Origin of the sequence: uncultured Jatrophihabitans sp., from assembly GCF_964246335.1 — a bacterium.
Lineage (GTDB): Bacteria > Actinomycetota > Actinomycetes > Mycobacteriales > Jatrophihabitantaceae > Jatrophihabitans.
Genome location: NZ_CAXTQF010000022.1, coordinates 1 through 22988, shown reverse-complemented (window position 1 = coordinate 22988; position 22988 = coordinate 1). Strand labels below are relative to the sequence as shown.

The following is a 22988-nucleotide window of genomic DNA, read 5'->3' as shown; positions in this document are numbered from 1 at the left end:
GCAGGGGCCACGGCCCTCAGCCTCGCGACGGCGCTGTCCGGGGTGTCGGCGAGTGCCGCGCCCGTCGCGAAGGCGTCGTTGACCGCGCCGCTGAGCTCGAAGGCGGCCAAGGACCTGTCGCTGAACAGCACGCACAAGGTCATCGTCGTGTTCAAGAACCAGCCGAAGTCCGCGCACGTCGGCTCGGCGGCGGCGAAGTCGCGGGCCACGCACGTCCGCTCGCTGCAGAAGCCGCTGCTCTCCGAGCTCGGCAAGGTGCGCGCGAAGCACGTGAAGAGCTACCAGACGATCAACTCAGTGGCCGCCACCGTGTCCAGCGGTGAGCTCTCTCGGCTGCGTGCCAACCCCTCGGTCGCAAGCGTGGTGCCGGACAGCACCATCCACCTGAGCTCGCCGGCGCAGCCGGCCGCCAGCAAGCCGGCCGCCGGCGGACCGCTGACGCCGAACGTCATCCCCGGCGCGTGCGGCAAGAACGGCGCCGTCCAGCTCGACCCCGAGGCACTGGACACCACGCACACCGACTCGGACACCGCCAACGCGCAGACCGCGCGCTCGCTCGGCTACACGGGCAAGGGCGTCAAGGTCGCGTGGATCGCCGAGGGCATCGACCCGAACAACGTCAACTTCATCAAGCCCGACGGCAAGTCGGTGTTCACCGACTACCAGGACTTCAGCGGCGACGGCCCCAACTCCGTCACCGACGGCGCCGAGGCCTTCCTCGACGCCAACGCGATCGCCGGGCAGGGCCGCCACGTCTACAACGTGCAGAACTTCAGCGCCCAGCCCGACCCGACCGCGTGCAACATCCGCATCGAGGGCACCGCGCCGGGCGTCGACCTCGTCGGCCTGAAGGTGTTCAGCAACGGCATCACCACTGAGTCCAACTTCCTGCAGGCGATCAACTACGCCGTGCAGACCGACCACGTCAACGTGCTGAACGAGTCCTTCGGCGGTAACCCGCTGCCGGACACCGCCGCCGACGTCACCAAGCAGTTCGACGACGCCGCGGTGGCCGCGGGTGTCACGGTCACCGTGTCCAGCGGCGACTCGGGCCCGTTCAACTCCAACGGCTCGCCGAGCACCGACCCGAACTTGCTCGCCGTCGGCGGTTCGACGACGTTCCGCTTCCTCGCGCAGACCAACTACGAGCTGGCCCGCGACGTCGCGACCACCGGCTGGCTGAACAACAACATCAGCGCGCTGAGCTCCGGCGGTGTCACCGAGTCCGGCCGGGTGCTCGACCTCGTGGCGCCGGGTGACCTCAGCTTCGCCTCCTGCGACGCGTCGGCGAAGTTCGAAGGATGCACGAACTTCCTCGGTCAGCCTTCGGACGTCGAGGAGAGCGGCGGCACCAGTGAATCTGCGCCGCTGACCGCCGGCATCGCGGCGCTGGTCATCGAGGCCTACCGCGACGGGCACGGCGGCGCCACGCCGACGCCCGCGCAGGTCAAGAAGATCTTGACCAGCAGTGCCGAGGACCTCGGCGCACCGGCGACGGAGCAGGGCGCGGGCCAGGTCAACGCCTACCGGGCCGTGCAGCTGGCCCGTTCGCTCAAGACGGCCAAGCCGACCGGTGACACGATCGCGCTGTCGACCGACCAGATCGACGCCACCGGCAAGGCGGGCAGCACCGTGAAGCTGCCGCTCACCGTCACCAACGAGGGCGCCCGCGCGCAGACGGTGAAGCTGTCCGGCCGCACGCTCGGCCCGGACACGAACGTGCAGACCGGTTCGGTCGACCTCGAGGACGGCACGAGCCCGCAGACCCCGAACTATCAGGGGCTGCCCGTCAACTACGCGATCGTCCACTTCACCGTCAAGCCGAACCAGGACCGGCTCGACGTATCGCTCGCCTACCCAGGTGATCCGACCCTGGGCAACAACCAGCGCATCCGGTTCACCGCGGTGGACCCGAAGGGCCGGCTCGCCGGACACTCGTTCCCGCAGGGCGTGGGCAACTACGGCGAGTTCGACGTGCAGCACCCGACTGCCGGTACCTGGACGGGGCTGATCTTCGGCGATGCGAAGTCGGTGAACGGCACGAATGGTGTCGTGCACTACCGGACGGCGACGCAGAAGTACCAGGCCGCGGGCTCCCTCGCGTCGGGATCGGGCTCCTTCACGCTCGCGCCGGGCCAGAGCCACACCGTTCAGGGGCGGGCGACCGCGCCGGCCAAGCCCGGCGACATGTCCGGCTCGATCGTGGTCGACTCCGGCCCGAACGCGGCGACGCGCTACACGACCACGGTCTCGGTGGCGGTGCGCAGCCTGATCGACCCGGCGACGAACGGCGGGAAGTTCTCCGGCACGCTGACCGGCGGCAACGGCCGGCCGGGCGCCGGGCAGGAGCAGTTCTACGAGTTCAAGGTCGGCAAGGGCGTGCACGACATCACGGCCAACGTCCGGTTCCCGAGTGACCCGTCCGACCCGGTCGCCGAGTACCTGATCAGCCCGGACGGCGACACGCTCGGCTACGGGCAGAACGCGCTCGGCGGCAACAGCTACAACGCGTTGACCGCGTACACGCTGCACCCGCAGCAGGGCACGTGGACGCTGATCGTCGACTTCGCGGAGCCGACGGCCGGTGACCTCATCTCGCAGCCGTACACCGGTGACCTGCACTTCGACCAAACCCTCGCCACCGCGAAGGGCCTGCCGAACAGCAAGAGCACCAAGCTCGCCGCGGGCAAGCGCGTCGAGGTGCCGGTGAAGATCACCAACACGGGCAAGGCGCCGGAGGAGTACTTCCTCGACCCGCGGCTCAACACCACCGAGGTGCTGCCGCTCGCGCCGTTGGACGCGAACAGCGGCAAGCTGCCGCTGACCAACAGCGAGCCGTACTGGTTCGTCCCGACGGAAACCTCCAGTCTCCGGATGGACGCCACGGGGTCGAAGCCGATCATGTTCGACTACCAGCCGGCCAACGGTGACCCGGACATCGCCAGTGCGAGCGCCGGGCCGTCCGCGCTGTGCAGTACCAGCCCGACGTCCACCTACTCGCCGTTCGGCGGTCAGGTGACCAGCGGCATCTGGTTCGGCATCCCGAGCGAGTGCGGTCCGTACACCGACGCGGGCGAGCCGGCGGCGACGTACTCGATGAACGCCACGGTCGCGACGAAGACCTTCGACCAGACGGTCACGTCGTCCACCGGCGACCTCGAGCTGACGGCGCAGGACGCGAGCACCACGGCCAGCCCGGTCGCGCTCTCGCCGGGGCAGAGCGTCACCGTCATGGTGACGATCACCCCGACCGGCACCCCGGGCACCGAGGTGCAGGGTCAGCTCTTCGTCGACGACGTCTCCGACGACGTCCCGCCGAACGGGCAGTTCGCCGGCAGCGAGGTCACCTCACTGCCGTACCACTACACGATCAAGTAAGGGCGTCGAGGGCGGCTCCGATGTCGGAGTCGCCCTCGATCAGCTCGAACTGTTTGTCGATCGTGTCCGGCTTGTTCAGCACCGCAACGATGACGGCGGCGACGTCGGCGCGCGGGATGCTGCCGCGGCCTGTCTCGGTCGCGGCCTGCACCTTTCCGGTCGGCTGATCGTCGGTCAGCCCGCCGGGCCGCACGACGGTCCAGTCGAGTCCGCTGTCGCGCAGCGCGGCATCGGCCTCGCTCTTGGCGCGCAGGTAGATCTGGAACACCTCGTCGCTGCCCGCGTCGAAGCCGTCCGCGCCCATCGCCGAGACCATGACGTAGCGGTTGACGCCGGCTTGCTTCGCCGCGTCGCTCAATAACACCGCGCCGTCGCGGTCGACCGTCAGCTTGCGGTCGGCACCGCTGTTCGGTCCGGCGCCGGCCGCGAAGACGACCGCGTCGGCATCTCGTAGGTGCCCGGCGAGGTCGCTCGCGGAGATCTGCTCGAGGTCGGCCACTACCGCTTCGGCACCGGCATCGGTCACCTCTCCCGAGTGGTCCGGGTTGCGGATGAGGCTGACCGGCTGATGGCCGGCGTCCGCGAGCTGCTTCGCGAGCAGCAGAGCGATCTTCCCGTGCCCTCCGGCAATGACGATGCGCATAGCGCCAGCCTGCCACTAGTGCAGGGCGTCGAGATGTGCAGAGTCCGGCGCGGACCGGTCCTTGAGCGCGACGCCCGAGACCCCGGCGGCGTCGGCCTGCTCGACGAGCCCGGCAAGGATCCGGGCCGCGCGCGTGTAGCCGAGCCCGTCGGGTGGCCGGATGTTCGACACGCAGTTGCGTTCGGCATCACTGCGGCCGGCCCGTGGCGCGTAGGTCAGATATGCGCCCAGGCTGTCGCTCGCCGACAGCCCGGGGCGTTCGCCGATGAGCACCAGCACCGCCCGCGCGTCCAACCATGCGCCGATGTGGTCGCCGAGCCCGACCCTGGCCTGGGTCGCGATCACCAGGGCCGCGGTGCGCGGCGCGAGTGCCGGCAGCAGCTCAACGATCAGCGCAACGGCGTGGCTGGTTACCGCGCGCGGCGAGAGCCCGTCGGCGAGCACGACGGCGACCTCCCGCTCGCGCGGTGCCGCGTCCAGTGTTGCGTCGGCGTCGTCGTCCAGCAGCCGGCCGAGATCCGGGCGACGCAGATACTCGGCGCGGTCCTGCGCCCGGCTGGCCACCTGGACCGCTGCGTCGAGGCCGGCGTCGGCCAGCTGCTCCTGCACCAGCGCGACGTCGAGGGGCTCGTGCACGGCGTCGCGCGCGGCGGCGTGTGCGGCGCGGAACGCGAGCTCGGCCGCCATCGGCTGCGCGTTGCCGGCGCGGCCCAGCCCGATCCGGGCGCGGGTGGCGCGGCGTAACGCGGCCCAGTGGTCCGGTACGGGCTCATCGTCGGCAGATGCCGGCTCGTCCACCTCACCGCCCGATCGCGAGCAGCGGCGAGGCCGGGGCGGGCAGGATCGCGCCCGAGTCGTCGATCATGCCCAGCCCGCGCAGCCACGTCTCGAACTCGGGCGCCGGCCGCAGCCCGAGCGCGGCGCGGGCGTACAGCGCGTCGTGGAAGGACATGCTCTGGTAGCCGAGCATCACGTCGTCCGCCCCTGGGACGGTGATCAGGTAACCGCAGCCGGCGACCGCGAGCAGCGTCAGCAGGGTGTCCATGTCGTCCTGGTCGGCCTCGGCGTGATTGGTGTAGCAGACGTCCACGCCCATCGGCAGGCCGAGCAGTTTGCCGCAGAAGTGGTCCTCGAGCCCGGCGCGCACGATCTGCTTGCCGTCGTACAGGTATTCCGGGCCGATGAAGCCGACGACGGTGTTGACCAGCAGCGGATCGAACGCGCGGGCCACCGCGTACGCGCGGCACTCCAGGGTCTGCTGGTCGACCGGCCGCCCGCCGGTGCCTACATGCGCGCCGGCGGACAGCGCCGAGCCCTGCCCCGTCTCGAAGTACATGACATGCTGCCCGACCGTGCCCCGGTGCAGCTGCAGCGCCGCGTCGCGCGCCTCGGTCAGCACCGCGAGGTCGACACCGAACGCGGAGTTGATCGCCTCGGTGCCGCCGATCGACTGGAACACGAGGTCGACGGGCGCGCCGGCGCGGATCAGCTCGAGTGTGGTGGTCACGTGTGCGAGCACGCAGGTCTGCGTCGGGATGGCGTAGCGCGCGCGGATGTCGTCGAGCAGCCGCAGCAGTTCACCGGCTGCGTGCGGTGAGTCGGTGGCCGGGTTGATCCCGATGACGGCGTCGCCGCAGCCGAGCAGCAGGCCGTCCAGCACCGCGGCCGCGACCCCGCGCACGTCGTCTGTCGGGTGGTTGGGTTGCAGCCGGGTGGTCAGCGTGCCGGGTGCGCCGATCGTGTCGCGGAACGCGGTGCGTACCTCGATGCGGCGGGCGACCGCGATCAGATCCTGGTTGCGCATCAGCTTGCTGACGGCGGCAACCATCTCGGGCGTGAGCCCGGGCGCAAGGCGGCGCAGCACGTCGGCCGCGTCCGGCCGGGTCGCCACGTCGAGCAGTTCGTCGCGCAGCTCCCCCACGGTGAGCGATGCGACGGGCGCGAACGCGGCGCGGTCATGGGTGTCGAGGATCAGCCGGGTGACCTCGTCGCTCTCGTACGGCACGACGGGGTCGCCGAGGAAGTCGGTGAGCGCGACATCGGCCAGCGCGTACTGCGCCGCCGCGCGTTCGGCCGCCGACTCCGCGGCGCAGCCGGCCAGCTCGTCGCCGGACCGCCGTGGGCCGGCCTTGGCCAGCAGATCCACCAGCCCCGCGAACATGTACTCGTGGCCGCCGACCCGGGCGCGATAGGTCCTCATCGCGGCGCGACGTGCCTCGTCACCGGTTCCGGCAGCGCGCGCCCTCCGCGACGCCGGCGCTCACCGCTCGTGACTGTCCGCCAGGACCGTGCGGCCCAGTGACCGGTACAGCTGCGGGTTCGTCTTGCGTAGCACCAGCACACCGGCCCCGGCGAGTACGAACACCGCGATCACGATGTAGGGCATCGCGTGGAAGAACGGCGATTTCGCGCCGCCGCCGCCGGCGAAGTCGAGATTGTCGAGCAGCAGGTAGACGACGTAGATCATGCCCAGGCCGCCGATCGCGGGGATGATTCCGGTCGTCACGATGTTGCCGGGATGGACCTTCTTCACCTGGAAGTACCAGATCACCGAGAAGGAGCAGATGGCCTGCACGACGAGGATCGCCATCGTGCCCATGACTGCGAGCAGCCCGTACTCGTAGGTGTACGCACCCTGCAACACCTTGTCCCCGCCGACGGTGCCGAAGTAGAACGCGAGCGTCAGCACGATGGTGACGGCCGTCTGCACCGCCGACGCGATGTGCGGCGACCCGTGCTTGTGGTGGGTCGCGCCGAGGCGGCGCAGGGACGGCAGCTCACGGCCGATGCTGAACAGGTAGCGGCTCGCCGCGTTGTGGAACGCGAGGGCGCACGCGAACGAGCCGGACACGATCAGGAACAGGTAGACGTTGACGACCCAGTGCCCGCCGAGGTTCTGCGCGGCGAGATCGGTGAACATGCCGATGCCGTTGTTCGCGGCCTTGTCGACCGAGCCCTTCAGGCCGTCGCCGGAGATCACCATCCAGGACACGAACGTGTAGAACAGGCCGAGTCCGACGACCGCGATCAGCGTGGCCCGCGGCACGATGCGCCGCGGGTTGCGCGATTCCTCGCCGTACACCGCCGTGGTCTCGAAGCCGACCCAGGACCAGAACGCGAAGAACAGCCCGATCGCGGCGCTGCCCGCGGCGAGCGGCGCACCGCCGACCTTCACGCCGGTGTTGCCGGACAACCCGGTGAACGCCTTGACCGGGTTGATCGACGACGGATGCAGGCCCTGCGGGCCGCCGCCCTTGACGAGCACGGACAACGCGAGCGCGGCCAGCAGCACGACCTCGCACACCAGGAACACGCCGAGCACGACGGCCGCGATGCTGATGTCGTAGTACCCGAACACGGCGCACGCAGCGATGCAGATCGCGGCGTAGATCAGCCAGTTCCAGTGCACGCCGAACCACTGGTTCATCGCGTCGTCGGCGAAGTAGCTGAAGATGCCGACCAGCGAGCCCTCGAACACGACGTAGGCCATCGTGGCGATCGCGCCGGACGCCATGCCCCACACGGTGCCGAGGCCGTGCGTGATGAAGCCGAAGAACGCGCCCGCAGTCGTGATGTGCTTGGCCATCTGCACGAACCCGACGGTGAACAGCGTCAGCACCACGGTGGCGACGAGGAAGCCGGCCGGCGCGAATGTGCCGTTGCCGTACGCGACGGCGATCGGCACATTGCCGGTCATGGCGGTGATCGGCGCGGCGTTGGCGACAGCCATGAAGAGCACTGCGATCAGCCCGATCGAACCGGCCTTGAGTGCCGGCGGGCGACCGGTGCTCTCGGCCGGTGCAGCAGTGTCGACGCCGGTGCGGGCCAGGTCTTCGATCGCCATAACGGCACGCTCGCAGCCGGGCGCGAGTGCAACAAGACGTGCCGCGTAACCGTCTGGTTTTCATTGTGTTACGCAGCCGCGGACCGCGTCGCGGGCGTGTTAGACACCGACGCATGTTCACCTCGTTGGCAGGCAGCAGCGTCGTCGTCACCGGCGGCAGCAAAGGCATCGGCAAGGGCATCGCCGCGGTGTTCGCGGCGGACGGCGCGCGGCTCGTGCTCGCCGGCCGCGACGGTGTCGCGCTCGAGGCGACCGCCGGGCAATTACGCACCGAGGGCGCCGAGGTGGTCACCTGCGTGGCCGACGTCGCGAATCCCGGCGACTGCGCGCGGCTCGCGTCGGCGGCCGTCGACGCGTACGGCGGCATCGACGTGCTGTGCGCCAACGCCGGCATGTTCCCGGAGCAGCCACTGGCCGCGATGTCGCCGGAGGATCTCGAGCAGACGCTCGGCGTCAACCTCAAGGGAACGATCTTCGCTACGCAGGCGTGCCTGCCTGCGCTGACCGCGAGCGGGCGCGGTCGGGTCGTCGTCACGTCGTCGATCACCGGGCCCATCACCGGCGTGCCCGGCTGGGCGCACTACGGCGCGAGCAAGGCCGGGCAGCTGGGCTTCGTGCGCGCTGCCGCCGTCGAACTCGCCCCGCACGCCATCACGGTGAACGCGGTGCTGCCCGGCAACGTGCTCACCGAGGGGCTGGCCGGGATGGGCGAGGACTACCTGGCGGCGATGACGCGCTCCATCCCGCTCGGCCGCCTCGGCGACGTCGCGGACATCGGGCACGCGTGCCTGTTCCTGGCCAGCCGCGAGGCCGGGTTCATCACCGGCCAGACGATCGTCGTGGACGGCGGTCAGGTGCTCCCCGAGGCACTGGCCTGACGCGTGCTCAACTGCAGTGCGCGCAGGTGCAGCCGGGTCCGCAGCCACCCGCCGTGCCAGGCGCGCAGTGCCCGCCCTCCGGGGGCAGGTCCAGCATCGGGTTGCCGTCGAAGAAGCCGAACGGTCGCAGGTGCATGCCCACGCGCGTCACTGGCATCACCGGCCAGTCCTCGGGACGGACGACATGGTGTGCGCCGATCGTGTACCAGAGCACCAGGTCGGCGTCGACGAGCGGCCGGTCGCCGGCGGTGTAGGCCACCACGCCGTCCGGCCCCGGGTTCTGCGCGACGTACGTGCCGGCGGCGAACCGCTCGTCCGGCGCGAACGGCGTGGCCCACAGCTGACGGGTCGCGAAGCCACCGCGCGACGCCTGCTGCGAACCGTCCTGCCACAGCGGCGCGGTGTACGGGCCGGGTTCGATGCGGTACGCCGGGCGGCCTCCGAGCGCAGTCTCGGTGTCCGCGCTGCTGACCAGCCAGGCGCGTCCGCGCAGCTGGTCGGGCAGCCGCTGCGCCGCCGACTCGCGGTCCAGGTGGGTGCGCACCGTGCGCCACGCGTTGCCGTACGGATTGGCCGGACCGGGAGCTTCGGCGACGGATTCGACCTCGAACAGGTTGTTGCGCAGGCCGTCGACCTGCATGTCCAGCCGCACGCTGAAGTAGTGCTCGTGGTTGGGCGCGAACAGCCCGGGCGCGAGCGTGGTGCCGTACACCGGATCCTCACCGACCTCGACCGCGCCGGTGGACAGGATGCCGGTGAGTTTGATCTCGAACTCGATGCTGCCGTCCAGGTACAGATTCCAGTAGAAGCCGTACTCGTAGTTCCCGACGGTGGCGATCATCGACACGATCAGCTTGCGGTTGCGGCGCACCTCGGCCCGGCCGGTCCGGAAGTCGGTGTGCTTCCAGCCGATCGACGCGTCCTCCTCGTGCATGCAGATCGCGTTCTTGATCTGCACCGGCCGGCCGTCCTGGTCGTTGACCCAGCCGTCGAAGTAGCGGATCTCGCCGAGGCAGTCGCAACCCAGCTCCAGCGAGTTCGCCAGCCAGCCGAGGCCGTACTCGCCCTCGTCGAAGACGTTCTTGTTCCAGTGTGTGGGCCGCGGATCGCCGTAGGGCACGTACATCTCGCACATTGATGCGCGGTAGATCACCGGACGCAGCGTGCCGCGGTCGAGGTATTCGATGTCGTGCAGCGTCAGCCCTTCCCGCGGGCTGTACCCGATCCGGAAGCGCCAGTTCGCCCACTGCACGTGATGACCGTCGACGGTGAAGCTCGGGCCGTCGGGCTGCGTGATCGCGATCGGCTTCAGCGGTGCGCGCTGCGCATCGAAGGACGGCACGTTGCCCGGCTCGGCAAGGAACTCGGGGTAGTAGTTGCCCGGCTGCGGCGGCAGCGGCACCACGCCGTGGTCGGCGACGTCGAGCACCGTCATCGTGTCGAGGTCGACGGTCGCGATGACACCCTCCACCGGGCGGGCGTAGCCGTTGTCGTCCGGCTTCGAGCGGACGAAGCTCAGCGGCCGCGCGAGCCGCCGGCCGTCCGGGTCGTCGGCCGGGCCGGTGTAACCGCTGGCCCACGGGTCGAGCATCACCAGGTCGAAGTCGTGCACGCCCCGCTTTCGCAGCGCGTCGCGCCACCGCTCGTCGGCGCGCACGACCTGCTCGCAGGACATGAATTCCTCTTCGGTCATCGGCGGCTGCACGCCGTCGACCTCCCGCCACGTCACGACGGTGCCGTCGGTGAGGCTGACGGTGGCCTCGTAGGTCGCCCGCAGTGCCGGGTTGCGCAGCACGGCCGCGACGCGCCGGTCCCATCCGGTCCCGGATGCGAAGCCCCGCACGACGTCCTTGGCCGGCTCGTCGAGGGCGAGGAACACGAAGCGTGTCCCCTCGGCGAACCTCGCGTCCGCGCGGATGATCGCGGACGCGGCAGTGATCTCCTGCGGCGCCAGCGGTTCGAGCGGATGCGCGGGCAGGTGCAGCTCTTCGGCGACGTCCCGGTGGGCATCGGTCAGCGTCATGGCGGTCCCCGTGATGCGGTGTCGGGTGAGCAGACGAGCCGACGCTAGGCCGCGCGCGTTACGCCCGGATGACGCGCGTCGGACAGCTGCGGATCGGCGGATCCACCCACCTCGCGACCGGCGAAGCTACGCGTGCGCCTGCAGCCGCACCTCGACCATGCCGTCGCGCACCCGCACGTCGTGCACGGTCACCCGCTTGGTGTCGTCGGTGACGCACATCCCGGTGCGCAGGTCGAAACACTGCTTGAGCAACGGCGACGCGACGACAGGCGCGTCGCCGTTCGTGCCGACGATGCCGCGGGAGAGCACGTTCTGCCCGGTGAACGGATCGCGGTTGTCCACCGCGTGCAGCGCATCGTCGAAGGTGCGGAACACCGCGACCTGCCGACCGTCCAGCAGGGCTGCCACGCCGCGTTCGGGCTGCAGCCGGTCGAGCGGACAGACCTCGACGAACTCCGCGGTCGTCATGTGAGCACCGGCAGCGACGGGTGCCGTTGGCCGCGCTCGCGCACGAAGTCCAGTTCCGCGTCCGCGACATCGGGTGCATTGACGAACGTGACGAACCGCGACAACCGCTGCGGGTCAGCGAGCACGTCGGCCCACTCGTCGGAGTAGTTCTCGACGTGCCGGGCCATCGCGTCGTCCAGTTCGGCGCCGATGCCGAGCTCGTCGTCGATCAGTACGCGACGCAGGTAGTCCAGGCCGCCGTCCAGCGAGTCGAGCCACGGCGCGGTGCGCTGCAACCGGTCCGCAGTGCGGATGTAGAACATCAGGAACCGGTCGGTGGTGCGGATCAGTGTCGCCTTGTCGACGTCACGCAGGAGCAATTTCCCGTGCTGCGGCCGGAACCCGCCGTTGCCGCCCACATAGAGGTTCCACCCCTGCTCGGTGGCGATGACGCCGAAGTCCTTGCTCTGCGCCTCCGCGCATTCGCGCGCGCACCCGGAGACGCCGGACTTGAACTTGTGCGGCGTGCGCAGCCCGCGGTAGCGCAGCTCGAGTTCGACGGCCAGCGCCACCGAATCCTGCACGCCGTAACGGCACCAGGTCGAGCCCACGCACGACTTCACCGTGCGCATGGCCTTGCCGTACGCGTGCCCGGATTCGAAACCGGCGTCAACGAGGCGGCGCCAGATGTCGGGCAGCTGCTCGACACGGGCGCCGAACATGTCGATGCGCTGCCCACCGGTGATCTTGGTGTACAGGTCGAAATCGCGGGCCACCTCGCCGATGGCGATCAGCTTCTCGGCGGTGATCTCGCCGCCGGCGATACGCGGCACCACCGAGTAGGTGCCGTTGCGTTGCATGTTGGCGAGGAAGTGGTCGTTGGTGTCCTGCAACGTCGCCTGCTCGCCGTCCAGCAGGTGGTTGACCCGGCCGAGGCTGTTGAGGATCGAGGCGACGACCGGTTTGCAGACGTCGCAGCCGCGGCCGGTGCCGTGCCGGGCGACGAGGTCGCTGAAGGTCGTGATGCCTTCGGCTTCGATGACGTCGTACAACTGCGCCCGGGTGCGGTCGAAGTGCTCGCACAATCCGGTCGCGACGTTCGCGCCGTTCTCCTTGAGCAGCGTGCCCAGCAGCGGAACGCAGGAGCCGCAGCTGGTGCCCGCGCGGGTGCACGCCTTGATCGCCGGCACGTCGCTTGCGCCGTCCTGCGTGATGGCCGCGACGATGTCGCCTTTCGTCACCCCGTTGCACGTACAGACTTGCGCGTCGTCGGGCAGCGCGTCCGCCGGTGGCGCGCCGCCCGCCACACTGATCATCGACAGCGGATCGGCCGGCAGACCACGGCCGACCAACGGTCGCAGGACGGCGTAGCGCGACGCGTCGCCGACGAGAACACCGCCGAGCAGCGTCCGCGCGTCGTCGCTCACGACGAGCTTGGCGTATGTGCGCGCGACCGGATCGTTGATGGTGACCTCGAGCGCACCCTCGGTCCGGCCCAAGGCATCGCCGAAGCTCGCGACGTCGACGCCCAGCAGCTTCAGCTTGGTGGCGGTGTCGGCTTCGGTGAACTCGTGCTCGCCGCCGAGCAACCGGTCGGCCACCACCTCGGCCATCGTGTAGCCCGGCGCGACGAGCCCGTAGGCGACGCCGTCGACGGCGGCGCACTCGCCGACGGCCCAGACGTGCTCGTCGCCGGTACGGCAGCCGCGGTCGACGACGATCCCGCCCCGCTCGCCGACCTCAAGGCCTACCCGCGCGGCCAACTCGTCACGGGGCCGCACGCCGGCGGAGAACACCACGACGCCGACGTCGAACTCGCTGCCGTCGGTCAGGTGCACGCGCAGCCCGTCGCCGAGCTGCGTGATGCGCTCGACCGAGGTGGACAGGTGCACGGTCACGTCGAGCTCTTCCACGAGCTGCCGCAGCAAGCCGGCGCCGCCGTCGTCGACCTGCTGCGGCATCAGTCGTGGGCTGAGCTCGACGATGTGCGGCGTCATGCCCAGCGACGACAGCGCCCGCGCCGCCTCGAGGCCCAGCAGGCCGCCGCCGACGACCAGACCCGGGCGGCCGGCACCTGCGCGTTCGGCGGCCTGCCGGATCGCGTCCAGATCGTCGAGGGTGCGGTAGGCGAAGCAGCCGGGCAGATCGCGGCCGGGCACGTCGGGAACGAATGGCGACGAGCCGGTGGCCAGCACCAGGGCGTCGTACTCGAGCACCCGACCGGTCTCGGTGGTGACGGTCTGCGCGGCGCGGTCGATGTCGCGCACCCGCTGCGACAGGTGCAGCACGCACGACGGGTCGTCGTAGGTGCCCTGCGCCACGACGTTCAGCGCGTCGGCGTCGAAGCCCTCGAACCACGCCGACAGATTGACGCGGTCGTAGGCCGGCCGCGCTTCGTCGCCCAGCACGGTGATCTGCCACTGCCGAGCGTGATCGCGCTCGCGCAGCGTCTCGACGAGACGTTGCCCGACCATGCCGTTGCCGACGACGACGAGACGTTGCATGCGGGCCTTCCCCGAGTGCGCGGACGCGATCAGGCCACCGACCGCTCGACGGCCACCGCGGCCGCGGCGTCCGGCGCTTCCGCGGGAGTGGGTACGGGATCGTCGGCGACGTCGGGCCAGCCGATGCTCGGCGCGTGGCCGCGGAAGTTCTTCAGCCACCAGCCCCACTGCTCGGGGACCAGATCGAACGGCTCGTCGACACCGAGCTCACGGGCCGCCCAGACCGGCCAGTGCGGGTTCGCCAACGCCGGCCGCCCGAGCAGCACCAGCTCGATCGCGCCGGACCGGATCGCCGCGTCGGCGTTGGCCGGCACCCCGAGGTTCCAGCTGCAGGTCATCGGGATGCCGACCTCGTCCTTCACCCGGCGCGCGCGATCGACCCATGCCGACGGCTGCGGGAAGAACGACGGATCCATGTCGTCGGTGTTGCCGCCCATGCTGATGTCGGCCATGTCCAGGCCGTGTTCCTTCATCTGCGCGATCGCCCACACCGACTCGTCGAAGGTGACGCCGTCCGGGTGGAAGTCGTCCGAGCCGAGCCGCATGGTCAGCGGCAGGTGTTCGGGCCACACCTCGCGCACCGCGTCCAGCGCCTCGAGGTGGAACCGCACCCGGTTCTCCGGGCTGCCGCCGTACTCGTCGTCACGCTGGTTGGCCAGCGGTGACCAGAAGCTGGCACCGAGGTACCCGTGCGCGAAGTGCATCTCGATCCACTCGTACCCGGCGTCGTACGAGCGGCGCGCCGCCTCGCGGTACGCCTGGTGCACCTGCTTGATCTCGTCGCGGGTGAGCGCATGTACGGGGTACGGGCGCTTGCCGCAGCCGTACGGGATGGCCGACGGCCCGACCACCTGCCAGCCCATCGGGTCGTCGGGCGCGAGCTGCGTGCCGCCCTCCCACGGAGTGAGCTCGCTGCCGTTGCGGCCGGTGTGGCCGAGCTGGATGCCCGAGACACCCCCGTGCGCCTTGACCATCGACGTGACGCGGGCGTGGCTCTCGATCTGGTCGTCGTCCCAGATTCCCGCACACTTCCGGCTGGTGCGCCCCTCCGGCAGGATTGCCACCTGCTCGGGGAAGATCAGCCCGAAGCCGCCCGCTGCGCGCGCGCCGAGATACATCACGTGGTAGTCGTTCATCTTGCCGTCGACCGAGGAGTACATCGTCATCGGCGACATCGCGATGCGATTGCGCAACGTGACGCCTTTGAGCGTGTACGGATCGAAGAGGCCAGGCATCGTCTCCGGGTTCCTTCCGCGTTGGGGTCGATCCCGAGTCAACGGCGGTCAGACGACGATCGTGTTACGACCTGACTAGGTCTGTGTCACGTCGAGCGCGGACCGTTACTCCGCCGGCCATGCGTACGGCAGGAACTTGCCGTCGAAGGTGATCACGACGTGCTCGGCTCCGTCGTGGGTGGTGTGGTCGAGGTCGAGCCGGAAGTTGATCGCGCTCATGATGCCGTCGCCGAACTGCTCGTGGATCAGCTCCTTCAGCGCCGGGCCGTACACCTGCAACGCCTCGTACATCCGGTAGATCGTGGGATCGGTCGGCACTGCGGTGGGCAGGCCGCCGCGGTACGGAACCGCGGCAAGCACCGGCTGCGCCTCGGCCGGCAGGTCGAGCAGTTCGACGACGGTCTTGGCCTCTTCCGGCGTGAACGGGTGCTGGCCCAGCAGGGCCGCCGTCGCCCAGACCACGGGCCGGCCGATCGCGTCGGCCAACTCCTGCCAGCTCAGGCCCTTGCTCAGCCGGGCCGCGACGATGGCGGCAGTGATCTCCTCGCGCGTCATGCGATCACGCTAGGCCGCGCGCATGTCCAGCCGGTTTCGTCCGCGTCGGCGTCGCACCGCGGCTGGAATGCAGCGAAGGCCCACTGCTGAGGTGCGGCACCGTCGACGTCCGGGGTCGGGTCTTACGTCTGGTCGTACGGGCCTACCGCAAGGACCGTGACGGCCGGCTCGCCGGCCTCGTCGCTCGCGTCGAGGCCGATGCGGGCGCGGATGCCCCAGTCGTGGTCGCCTGCGGGATCGTCGAACACCTGGCGTACGAACCACTCGCCTGCCGCGCGCTCGATGTGCAGCAGCGCCGGGTTGCGCGCATCGGCGTCTGTAGGCAGCCGGTCGTACTCGGCGTAGTAAGCCTCGATCGCCGCACGCCACCGATCCGCGTCCCACCCGCCGGCGGCGTCGAGCTCGCCGAGCTCGGCGTAGCGGCGCAGGGCGGCGAGCTCCACCCGCCTGAACAATGCGTTGCGGACGAGCACGGTGAATGCGCGGACGTTGCCGGTGAGCGAGACGGGAACCGCCACCGGCGCTGCGGCCTCGCCCATCGGATCGGGCGCGGTGAGCTGCTCCCACTCGTCCAACAGGCTCGAGTCGACCTGACGCACCAGCGCTCCCAGCCACTCGGTGAGGTCGTCGAGGCCCTCGGTGCGCGCGGCGTCGGGCACCGAGCTGCGCAGCGTGCGGTACGCATCGGACAGGTAGCGCAGCACCAACCCCTCGCTGCGGGTCAGCCCGTAGAACGCGACGTACTCGGTGAACGTCATCGCGCGTTCCCACATGTCCCGCACGACCGACTTCGGGGCGAGCTGATCCTCGGTCAGCCACGGGTGGCTGCGCCGGTAGATCGCGAACGCGCCGTGCAGCAGGTCGGCGAGTGGTCGCGGCCACGTGACGCCGTCGAGCAGTTCCAGCCGCTCCTCGTATTCGACGCCTTCGGCCTTCATCGCCGCGACGGCCTCACCGCGGGCACGGAACTCCTGCGCGCGCAGGATCTGCCGCGGGTCGTCGAGCGTCGCCTCGAACACCGACACGACATCGAGCGCGTACTCGTCCGAATCGCGGTCGAGCAGGTCGAGCGCAGCGAGGGCGAACGTCGACAACGGCTGGTTGAGCGCGAAGTTCAGGGGCAGGTCGGCGGTGAGCCGCACTGTGCGACCCGTCTCGTCCGGGGTGTCCAGCCGTTCGATCACGCCCGCGGCGAGCAGCGCCCGGTAGGCCCGGATGGCTGCGCGCACCTGCGCGCGCCGGGCGCTCGGCGTGCTGTGGTTACCCATGATCAAGTTGCGCATCGTCGCGAACGCGTCGCCGGGTCGGGCGATCACGTTGAGCACCATCGCGGGCGTCACCGCGAACTGCGCGACGAGCGCCTCCGGTGCAGCGTTCTGCAAGCGGTCGTGCGTCGACCTGCCCCACGACACGAAGCCGTCGGGCGGTTTCTTGCGCACGATGCGGCGCTTCTTCTTCTCGTCGTCCCCGGCCCGGGCGAGCAGCCGCGCGTTCTCCACCTCGTGTTCGGGCGCCTGCACGACGACGGTGCCGGCGGTGTCGAAACCGGCACGCCCGGCACGGCCACTGATCTGCTGGAACTCGCGTGCCTGCAGCTGGCGCTGTCGGGTGCCGTCGTACTTGCTCAGCGCGGCGAACACCACGGTGCGGATCGGCACGTTGATGCCGACGCCGAGGGTGTCGGTGCCGCAGATCACCTTCAGCAATCCGGCCTGCGCGAGTTGTTCCACCAGCCGCCGGTACTTCGGCAGCATGCCGGCGTGGTGCACGCCGATCCCGTGGCGAACCAGCCGCGACAGCACCTTGCCGAAGCCGGCAGTGAAGCGGAACCCGCCGATCGTCTCGGCGATCACATCACGTTCGGCGCGCGAGGCCACGTTGATGCTGGTCAGCGACTGGGCCTGCTCGAGCGCCGCCGCCTGGGTGAAGTGCACGACGTAGATAGGGGCCTGCCCGCCGGCCAGCAGGTCGGTGATCGTCTCGTGCAGGCTGGTCACCGCGTAGTAATGGTGCAGCGGCACCGGGCGTTCGGCACCGGCGACCGTCACGGTCGGGCGGCCGGTGCGCCGCGCGAGATCGTCAGCCACTTCGCGGGTGTCGCCGAGCGTCGCGGACATCAGCAGGAACTGCGCACGCGTCAGCTCCAGCAACGGCACCTGCCACGCCCACCCGCGCTCCGGGTCGGCATAGAAGTGGAACTCGTCCATGATCACGACGGCGAGATCGCTCGCGGCGCCGGTACGCAGCGCGATGTTGGCGAGGATCTCCGCGGTGCAGCACAGGATCGGCGCGTCGCCGTTGACCGTCGCGTCACCGGTCAGCATGCCGACGTTCTCGGAGCCGAAGACAGCGCACAACGCGAAGAACTTCTCGCTCACCAGCGCCTTGATCGGCGCGGTGTACACGCTGCGCACACCACGGGCCAGCGCGAAGTAGTGCGCCGAGACGGCCACCAGCGACTTGCCGGAACCGGTCGGCGTGGCCAGCACGACGTTCGTACCCGTCACGAGTTCCAGGACCGCCTCGTCCTGCGCCGGGTACAGGGTTATCCCCTGGCCGTCCACCCAGGCCGCAAACGCCGCGTACTGCGCGTCGGCGTCGGCCGCGCCGTCCGGATCAACCGTCAACGTGCTCATCACCGACCACTGTGCCGCACCGCGTCGGCCGCACCCGTTCGGTAGGTGGGAAGCTACGCCCCATGGGCTCAAGGACTGGCGTGCCCGCAGGTGCCGATGATCAAGCCTGCGCCGCCCGAGATCCACGTCGACGGGGGTGCGAATCCGGACGGGCCCACGCCGGAGTGGGCGAGCGAGATGGCCCGTCCGCATCGATCCCGCGGATCGCTCATGGGTCGTAGTCGACAGCGCCGCCTGGGACGCCCAACACCCGCACTAGCAACCGCGACGTGTCTGTCAGCTATTACGGCAACGAACCGGTCAACGACCGTGTTAGTCTCTCTCGTCAAGTAAAACGGACGTAAAGAGATGCTCGTGCGCATATGCCAGGCGAAGACCCGTTCGGCAGTCATCGCGTGCGTCACCGCTCTGGTGCTCGCAACGACGGTCAGCAGCGTGGTCGCCCCGTCCGCTGCTCAAGCGTCGACGCCGACCGCGCCGACCATGACACCGGTCGCCGCGCGTACGAACGCGGCCGGCGGCTCCGCAGATCTCGCGTACGTCGACTCCCACGTGCTGACGTCCACGCCGAACGGCTCGCTCGCCTACTACGACTCCAGCGCGCATCAGATCCGCGAGGTCGACGGCACCACGAAGACGGTTTCGGTGCTGGCGGGTTCTGGAGCGACCTCGGTGCGCGGACCGTTGGACACCACCGCTGCAGCCACCTCAGTACCGCTGCCGGATGTCGACGGCTTGTGGACGGACACCGCAGGCGACGTCTTCGCCTGGACGTGCTTCGCGAGCCTCTGCGCGAGCGGTCACGACCTGTACCGCCTCGACCACGCCGACGGCCGCTGGCATCTCGCGGTATCCAATCCGGAACTGTTCGGCACCGGCTTCCGGTGGAGTGGATTCGCGGTCGCCCCAGCCGGTGATGTGATCGCGGTTGACGTCAAGGACCACGTCATCAACCGCATCTCCGCCGGGGCGGACCCGAGCAGCACGGGGTCCGTCGTCGCCGGCACGTACGGCAGCACCGGCGGGATGTCGGGTGACGGTGGCCCGGCGACCGCGGCCACGATCGTGCCCGCCGGCCCGGTGGCGATCAGCTCCGCCGGTGACATCTTCTTCGCCGACGGCGGGTGGCAGAGTCACCTGCGGCACGTCGACGCGTCCGGCGTCATCAGTGAGCTCACCGACCCGGCAGCGAGCTCGTCACCCGCGGACAACTCGATCTACGGACTGACGACGAGCGCGGACGGCGCCACCGTCTACGTCGAGCGCGAGTCGATCAAGGCAGTCGTGCGCGCAATACCTCTTGACGGATCAGCGCCGACGACGGTCGCCGGTCCGATCGACACCTGCAACTCGGGTACCCAGGGGTGTCTGGGCTCGAGCATCGCCGAGGTCGACGAGAGCGGCACGACGAGCGTCGTCTCGGCGGTGGGCAGCATCGACAGCTGGCCGGCCGACGGTTCGGACCCGACGCGCTATCACCGTTACGCCGGTGTTCTCAACGACGCGCTCGGCGTCAGGTCACCAGACGGCACCCGGCTCGACCAGGCCTACCTCACCGGGGTCAACGCGCTTGCCGTGTCCACATCAGGCGAGGTCGCGCTTGCCGCGCGGGACGGCGTCCGCACCCTGACCGGGCTGAGTCCCGACTCGACCCTGCACACCCTCGCGGCCGGGATCGTCGCCACGACACTGCAGTACGCGGACGACGGGACCCTCTACGCACTGGTGCCGGACCCGACCCGACATGTTGTGGCGATCTCCCCCTCGGGCACGGTCACGACGGTTGTCGGCGGTGGCAACACCCCGGCCGCGGCGGGAGTGAACGGCACCGATGCGCAGCTGCCGTACGGGTCGTCGTTCGCCGTCGATGCGCAGAACGGCGCCGTATTCTTCGACGACGGAAATTCGTCCTCGATCTGGGAGATCGCACCCGGCGCGCAGGCGATCAGCCTCTTCGGAGACGCGCGACCAGCCATCACCCAGGCCGGGGCGCTTGCCGTCGCAGGCGATCACAGCGTCCTTGTCGATCTGTTCGGATACGGGTCGCTGGCCCGCTTGCGGCCGGACGGATCGAGCTCGCTGTTGTGCGCGGCTGAGTGCCCGGACACGCAGGTGCAACAGCTGGGCGACGGGTTGATCACCGGTTTGGCGAACAACACGCGCCCGGCGCTGCTGGGCACTGACGGGACGGTCGAGGAGCTGGCCGCCGACATCAACGGTGCGTCGACGGTCACGCCGGACGGTCGGGAGCTTGCCGTCACACCGGGTGCGAGCCCGCTCGGCCTGCTCGCGGAAAGCGGTGCCCTGGCCGCACCGCAACCGGTCGATGCGCCCACCGTCCAGACGACGGCGTCCCCCGCAGGCGTCTCGGTCAAGATCACGCCGACCGTGGCGCACCAGCAGATCGACGTGTCGGCGTTCCCGGAGGACGGGTCCGCGACGGTGCCGGTCGCGCGTCAGGACTACACGAGCGACGGGACCGCTCAGACGGTGCAGCTGCGTCACCTGTTCTCGACCTGGCCGGCGGCGGCTGGGAGCAACGCTGCCAAGACCTTCAAGATCCAAGTTGTCGCGACCGAGCCCGGTGACAGCACGCATGACGCCGTGACGAATGCGCCGCAGACCTACGACGTCACGCCGCTGCCGGACTCCACCCCGCCGTCCACGCCCACCATCAAGCTGGGTGGCGGCGCCACGCTCATGTCCATGCAGGTCAGCGCGCCGACCGACCCGGATCTCGACCGGGTGGTCGTCTGCCGCACGTCGGGAGTCGCGGTTGCCGCCGACCCGCGCACCTGCGACGACATCGACGAGGTCAGGTACTTCGACGCCCGTCCGTCGACCATCTACGCCACCATCGACCCCACTGTCGCGACGACGTTCACCGCTTTCGCAGTGGACGACGCCGGCAATGTCTCCGCACCGGCCAGCGCAACCAGATCAGCGGCGGGTCTGGTCAGTGGGGATGCAGTGAATCAGGTCTACGCGATTGCCCGGCCGGGCGTCGAACGCGTCGTCTGGCAGCCCGATTGGGCCGCACACGTGCGCTACGCCACCGGCTCGACCCCGCCGGCCGGACCGAACGACGGCACGGAGGCCGGTCAGTACGACGGGGGCGGCCTGTACCCGAACCAGACCGGCTACTTCGCCGACATTCCGGTCGCGCCGGGAGCGAAGGTGGCGGTCTCGCTGTTCACCTGGGTTGACCAGAGCCTGGGCAGTTACCGACGCACCGAGTTCGTGCTCACCGGCGGTACCTCCAGCGACGCCGCGACCGTCAGCGCTACGTCGCGCGTGCTTGCCGGTTCCCGACCGTTGGTGCAGGTCAAGCTTCTGCGCCACGCCCCGACCGGCGGCTCCGCCGCACTGGCCGGTAAGCCGGTGACGCTGTACCGGCGGACCGTGGGCTCTGCGGCCTGGACGCCGGCCGGCAGCGGCACCTCCACCGCGGCCGGCACGGTCAACTTCACGGTGCCCGTGCCGACCGGCGCGACCCAGTACGAGGCCAGGTCCGTGCTGTCCGCCGAGACGCTCTCGAGTGCGGCGGTGACGACGCTGGTCGGTCAAACACTCACGATCAGCGCGCCGGCGCGCGCCACCCACAGGCGGGCGGTGTCCGTCACCGGGCGGCTGAACCCGTACCGGGCGTCGACCGTCTACCTGCAGAGCTACCGCAGCCGGCGTTGGGTCAACGTCGCATCTGCGCGCTCGGGTAGCAACGGCGCCTACCGAATCACCTATCGGCCTGCGTCGAAGGGGACGCAGCACTTGCGGACATACGTCTCGCCAACGAGGACGTTGCTCACCGGCGCCAGCAGGACAGCGACGCTCATCGTCCGCTGACGCCGGACCGCCGGGCGATTGCAGCAACGTCGCCGTCTGGACGTGTCCCCGGACGGCTGGGCGCCGGTAGGCTGCGCACGGCGTACCGACGGGTCGCCGCTGCCGAGCGGACGGAGTGGCGTTCATGGGGCTGATGGATCGCGTCCGTGGCCAGTTCATCGACATCGTCGAGTTCCTCGACGACAGCCGTGACACGATCGTCTGGCGGTTCCCGCGGCAGGGCAACGAGATCAAGATGGGCGCGCAGCTCGTCGTGCGCGAGGGGCAGAACGCCGTCTTCGTCAACGAAGGCACCCTCGCCGACGTCTTCACGCCCGGCACGTACACCCTGGAGACCCGCAACCTGCCGATCCTGTCCGACCTCAAGGGTTGGAAGTACGGGTTCAATTCCCCGTTCAAGGCCGAGGTGTACTTCGTCAGCACCCGGCTGTTCACCGATCTCAAGTGGGGCACGCAGCATCCGGTGACGCTGCGCGACCCCGAGTTCGGGGTGGTGCGCCTGCGGGCCTTCGGCGCGTACGCCATCCAGGTCGTCGATCCCGCCAAGCTGCTGCGCCAGCTCGTCGGCACCGACCCGCAGTTCCGCACCGAGGAGGTCTCGGACTTCCTGCGCGACACGATCGTCGGGCAGGTCGGTGCCGCGCTGGCCAACTCGAACCTGCCCATGCTCGACCTCGCCGCGAACCAGCAGACCATCGCCGCGACGCTCGCCGGCACGCTGACCACGAACCTGGCCGACATGGGCATCAGCGTGCCGCGGCTGGTCATCCAGAACATCTCGTTGCCGCCCGAGGTCGAAGAGGTGCTGGACAAGCGCACGTCCATGAACGTCGTCGGCAATCTAGACCAATACACGAAGTTCCAGGCCGCCAATGCGATCGAGGACGCCGCGAACAATCCGGCGGGCGGCAACAGCGGCGTGGGACTCGGGGTGGGGGTGGCGCTCGGCCGCCAGGTGGGTGACGCCCTCGCGCCCGGTGGGGCAGCTGGTGCGGGTGCGGG

The 22988-nt window shown here is 69.9% G+C and carries 14 protein-coding genes; 4 read left to right on the top strand and 10 right to left on the bottom strand.

Annotated features, from left to right (window positions below; translation table 11 throughout):
• Positions 1-42: 42 nt before the first annotated feature.
• On the top strand, positions 43-3378 hold the full coding sequence (locus ACFFCN_RS08625) for a S8 family serine peptidase (RefSeq protein WP_375490737.1): 3336 nt from the start codon (positions 43-45) through the stop codon (positions 3376-3378).
• Here ACFFCN_RS08625 and ACFFCN_RS08620 read toward each other — a convergent pair.
• From ACFFCN_RS08620 to ACFFCN_RS08605, 4 genes are read right to left on the bottom strand one after another with little or no spacing between them, the layout of a single operon-like run.
• Entirely contained in the window at positions 3371-4021 is a 651-nt protein-coding gene (locus ACFFCN_RS08620) for an SDR family oxidoreductase (protein ID WP_375490736.1), read from the bottom strand. The genes ACFFCN_RS08625 and ACFFCN_RS08620 overlap by 8 nt on opposite strands.
• A gap of 15 nt (positions 4022-4036) precedes the next feature.
• Complete coding sequence (gene eutC / locus ACFFCN_RS08615) at positions 4037-4819, bottom strand: ethanolamine ammonia-lyase subunit EutC (protein ID WP_375490735.1); 783 nt, start codon at positions 4817-4819, stop codon at positions 4037-4039.
• Position 4820: 1 nt separating this feature from the next.
• Positions 4821-6221 (bottom strand): ethanolamine ammonia-lyase subunit EutB, encoded by a 1401-nt coding sequence (locus ACFFCN_RS08610; protein ID WP_375490734.1) that lies wholly within the window; start codon positions 6219-6221, stop codon positions 4821-4823.
• Between the two features lie 60 nt (positions 6222-6281).
• Entirely contained in the window at positions 6282-7865 is a 1584-nt protein-coding gene (locus ACFFCN_RS08605) for an APC family permease (RefSeq protein WP_375490733.1), read from the bottom strand.
• A 113-nt stretch (positions 7866-7978) separates the two neighbouring features.
• Here ACFFCN_RS08605 and fabG point away from each other — a divergent pair, with 113 nt between their 5' ends.
• Complete coding sequence (fabG, locus tag ACFFCN_RS08600; protein ID WP_375490732.1) at positions 7979-8743, top strand: 3-oxoacyl-ACP reductase FabG; 765 nt, start codon at positions 7979-7981, stop codon at positions 8741-8743.
• 7 nt (positions 8744-8750) lie between these two features.
• On the opposite strand, the gene ACFFCN_RS08595 is transcribed toward fabG, so the two are convergent.
• From ACFFCN_RS08595 to ACFFCN_RS08570, 6 genes are all read right to left on the bottom strand, one after another.
• Positions 8751-10766, bottom strand: coding sequence for a primary-amine oxidase (locus ACFFCN_RS08595; protein WP_375490731.1), 2016 nt, complete (start codon positions 10764-10766; stop codon positions 8751-8753).
• A gap of 126 nt (positions 10767-10892) precedes the next feature.
• Entirely contained in the window at positions 10893-11234 is a 342-nt protein-coding gene (gene nirD, locus ACFFCN_RS08590; RefSeq protein ID WP_375490730.1) for a nitrite reductase small subunit NirD, read from the bottom strand.
• The gene (nirB, locus tag ACFFCN_RS08585) at positions 11231-13717 is read right to left on the bottom strand and encodes a nitrite reductase large subunit NirB (RefSeq protein WP_375490729.1); all 2487 of its coding nucleotides are present in this window, start codon (positions 13715-13717) and stop codon (positions 11231-11233) included. Before nirB ends, nirD begins: the two co-directional genes overlap by 4 nt.
• A gap of 29 nt (positions 13718-13746) precedes the next feature.
• Positions 13747-14952 (bottom strand): NADH:flavin oxidoreductase/NADH oxidase, encoded by a 1206-nt coding sequence (locus tag ACFFCN_RS08580; protein ID WP_375490728.1) that lies wholly within the window; start codon positions 14950-14952, stop codon positions 13747-13749.
• A gap of 105 nt (positions 14953-15057) precedes the next feature.
• Positions 15058-15507: a cyanase gene (gene cynS / locus ACFFCN_RS08575; protein ID WP_375490727.1), complete on the bottom strand. Its 450-nt coding sequence runs from the start codon at positions 15505-15507 to the stop codon at positions 15058-15060.
• A 122-nt stretch (positions 15508-15629) separates the two neighbouring features.
• Positions 15630-18143: a DEAD/DEAH box helicase gene (locus ACFFCN_RS08570; RefSeq protein ID WP_375490726.1), complete on the bottom strand. Its 2514-nt coding sequence runs from the start codon at positions 18141-18143 to the stop codon at positions 15630-15632.
• 348 nt (positions 18144-18491) lie between these two features.
• Here ACFFCN_RS08570 and ACFFCN_RS08565 point away from each other — a divergent pair, with 348 nt between their 5' ends.
• Together ACFFCN_RS08565 and ACFFCN_RS08560 are read left to right on the top strand one after the other, a co-directional pair.
• On the top strand, positions 18492-21986 hold the full coding sequence (locus ACFFCN_RS08565) for a hypothetical protein (RefSeq protein ID WP_375490725.1): 3495 nt from the start codon (positions 18492-18494) through the stop codon (positions 21984-21986).
• Between the two features lie 124 nt (positions 21987-22110).
• A partial coding sequence (locus ACFFCN_RS08560) for an SPFH domain-containing protein (protein WP_375490724.1) occupies positions 22111-22988 on the top strand: 878 nt, incomplete at its 3' end.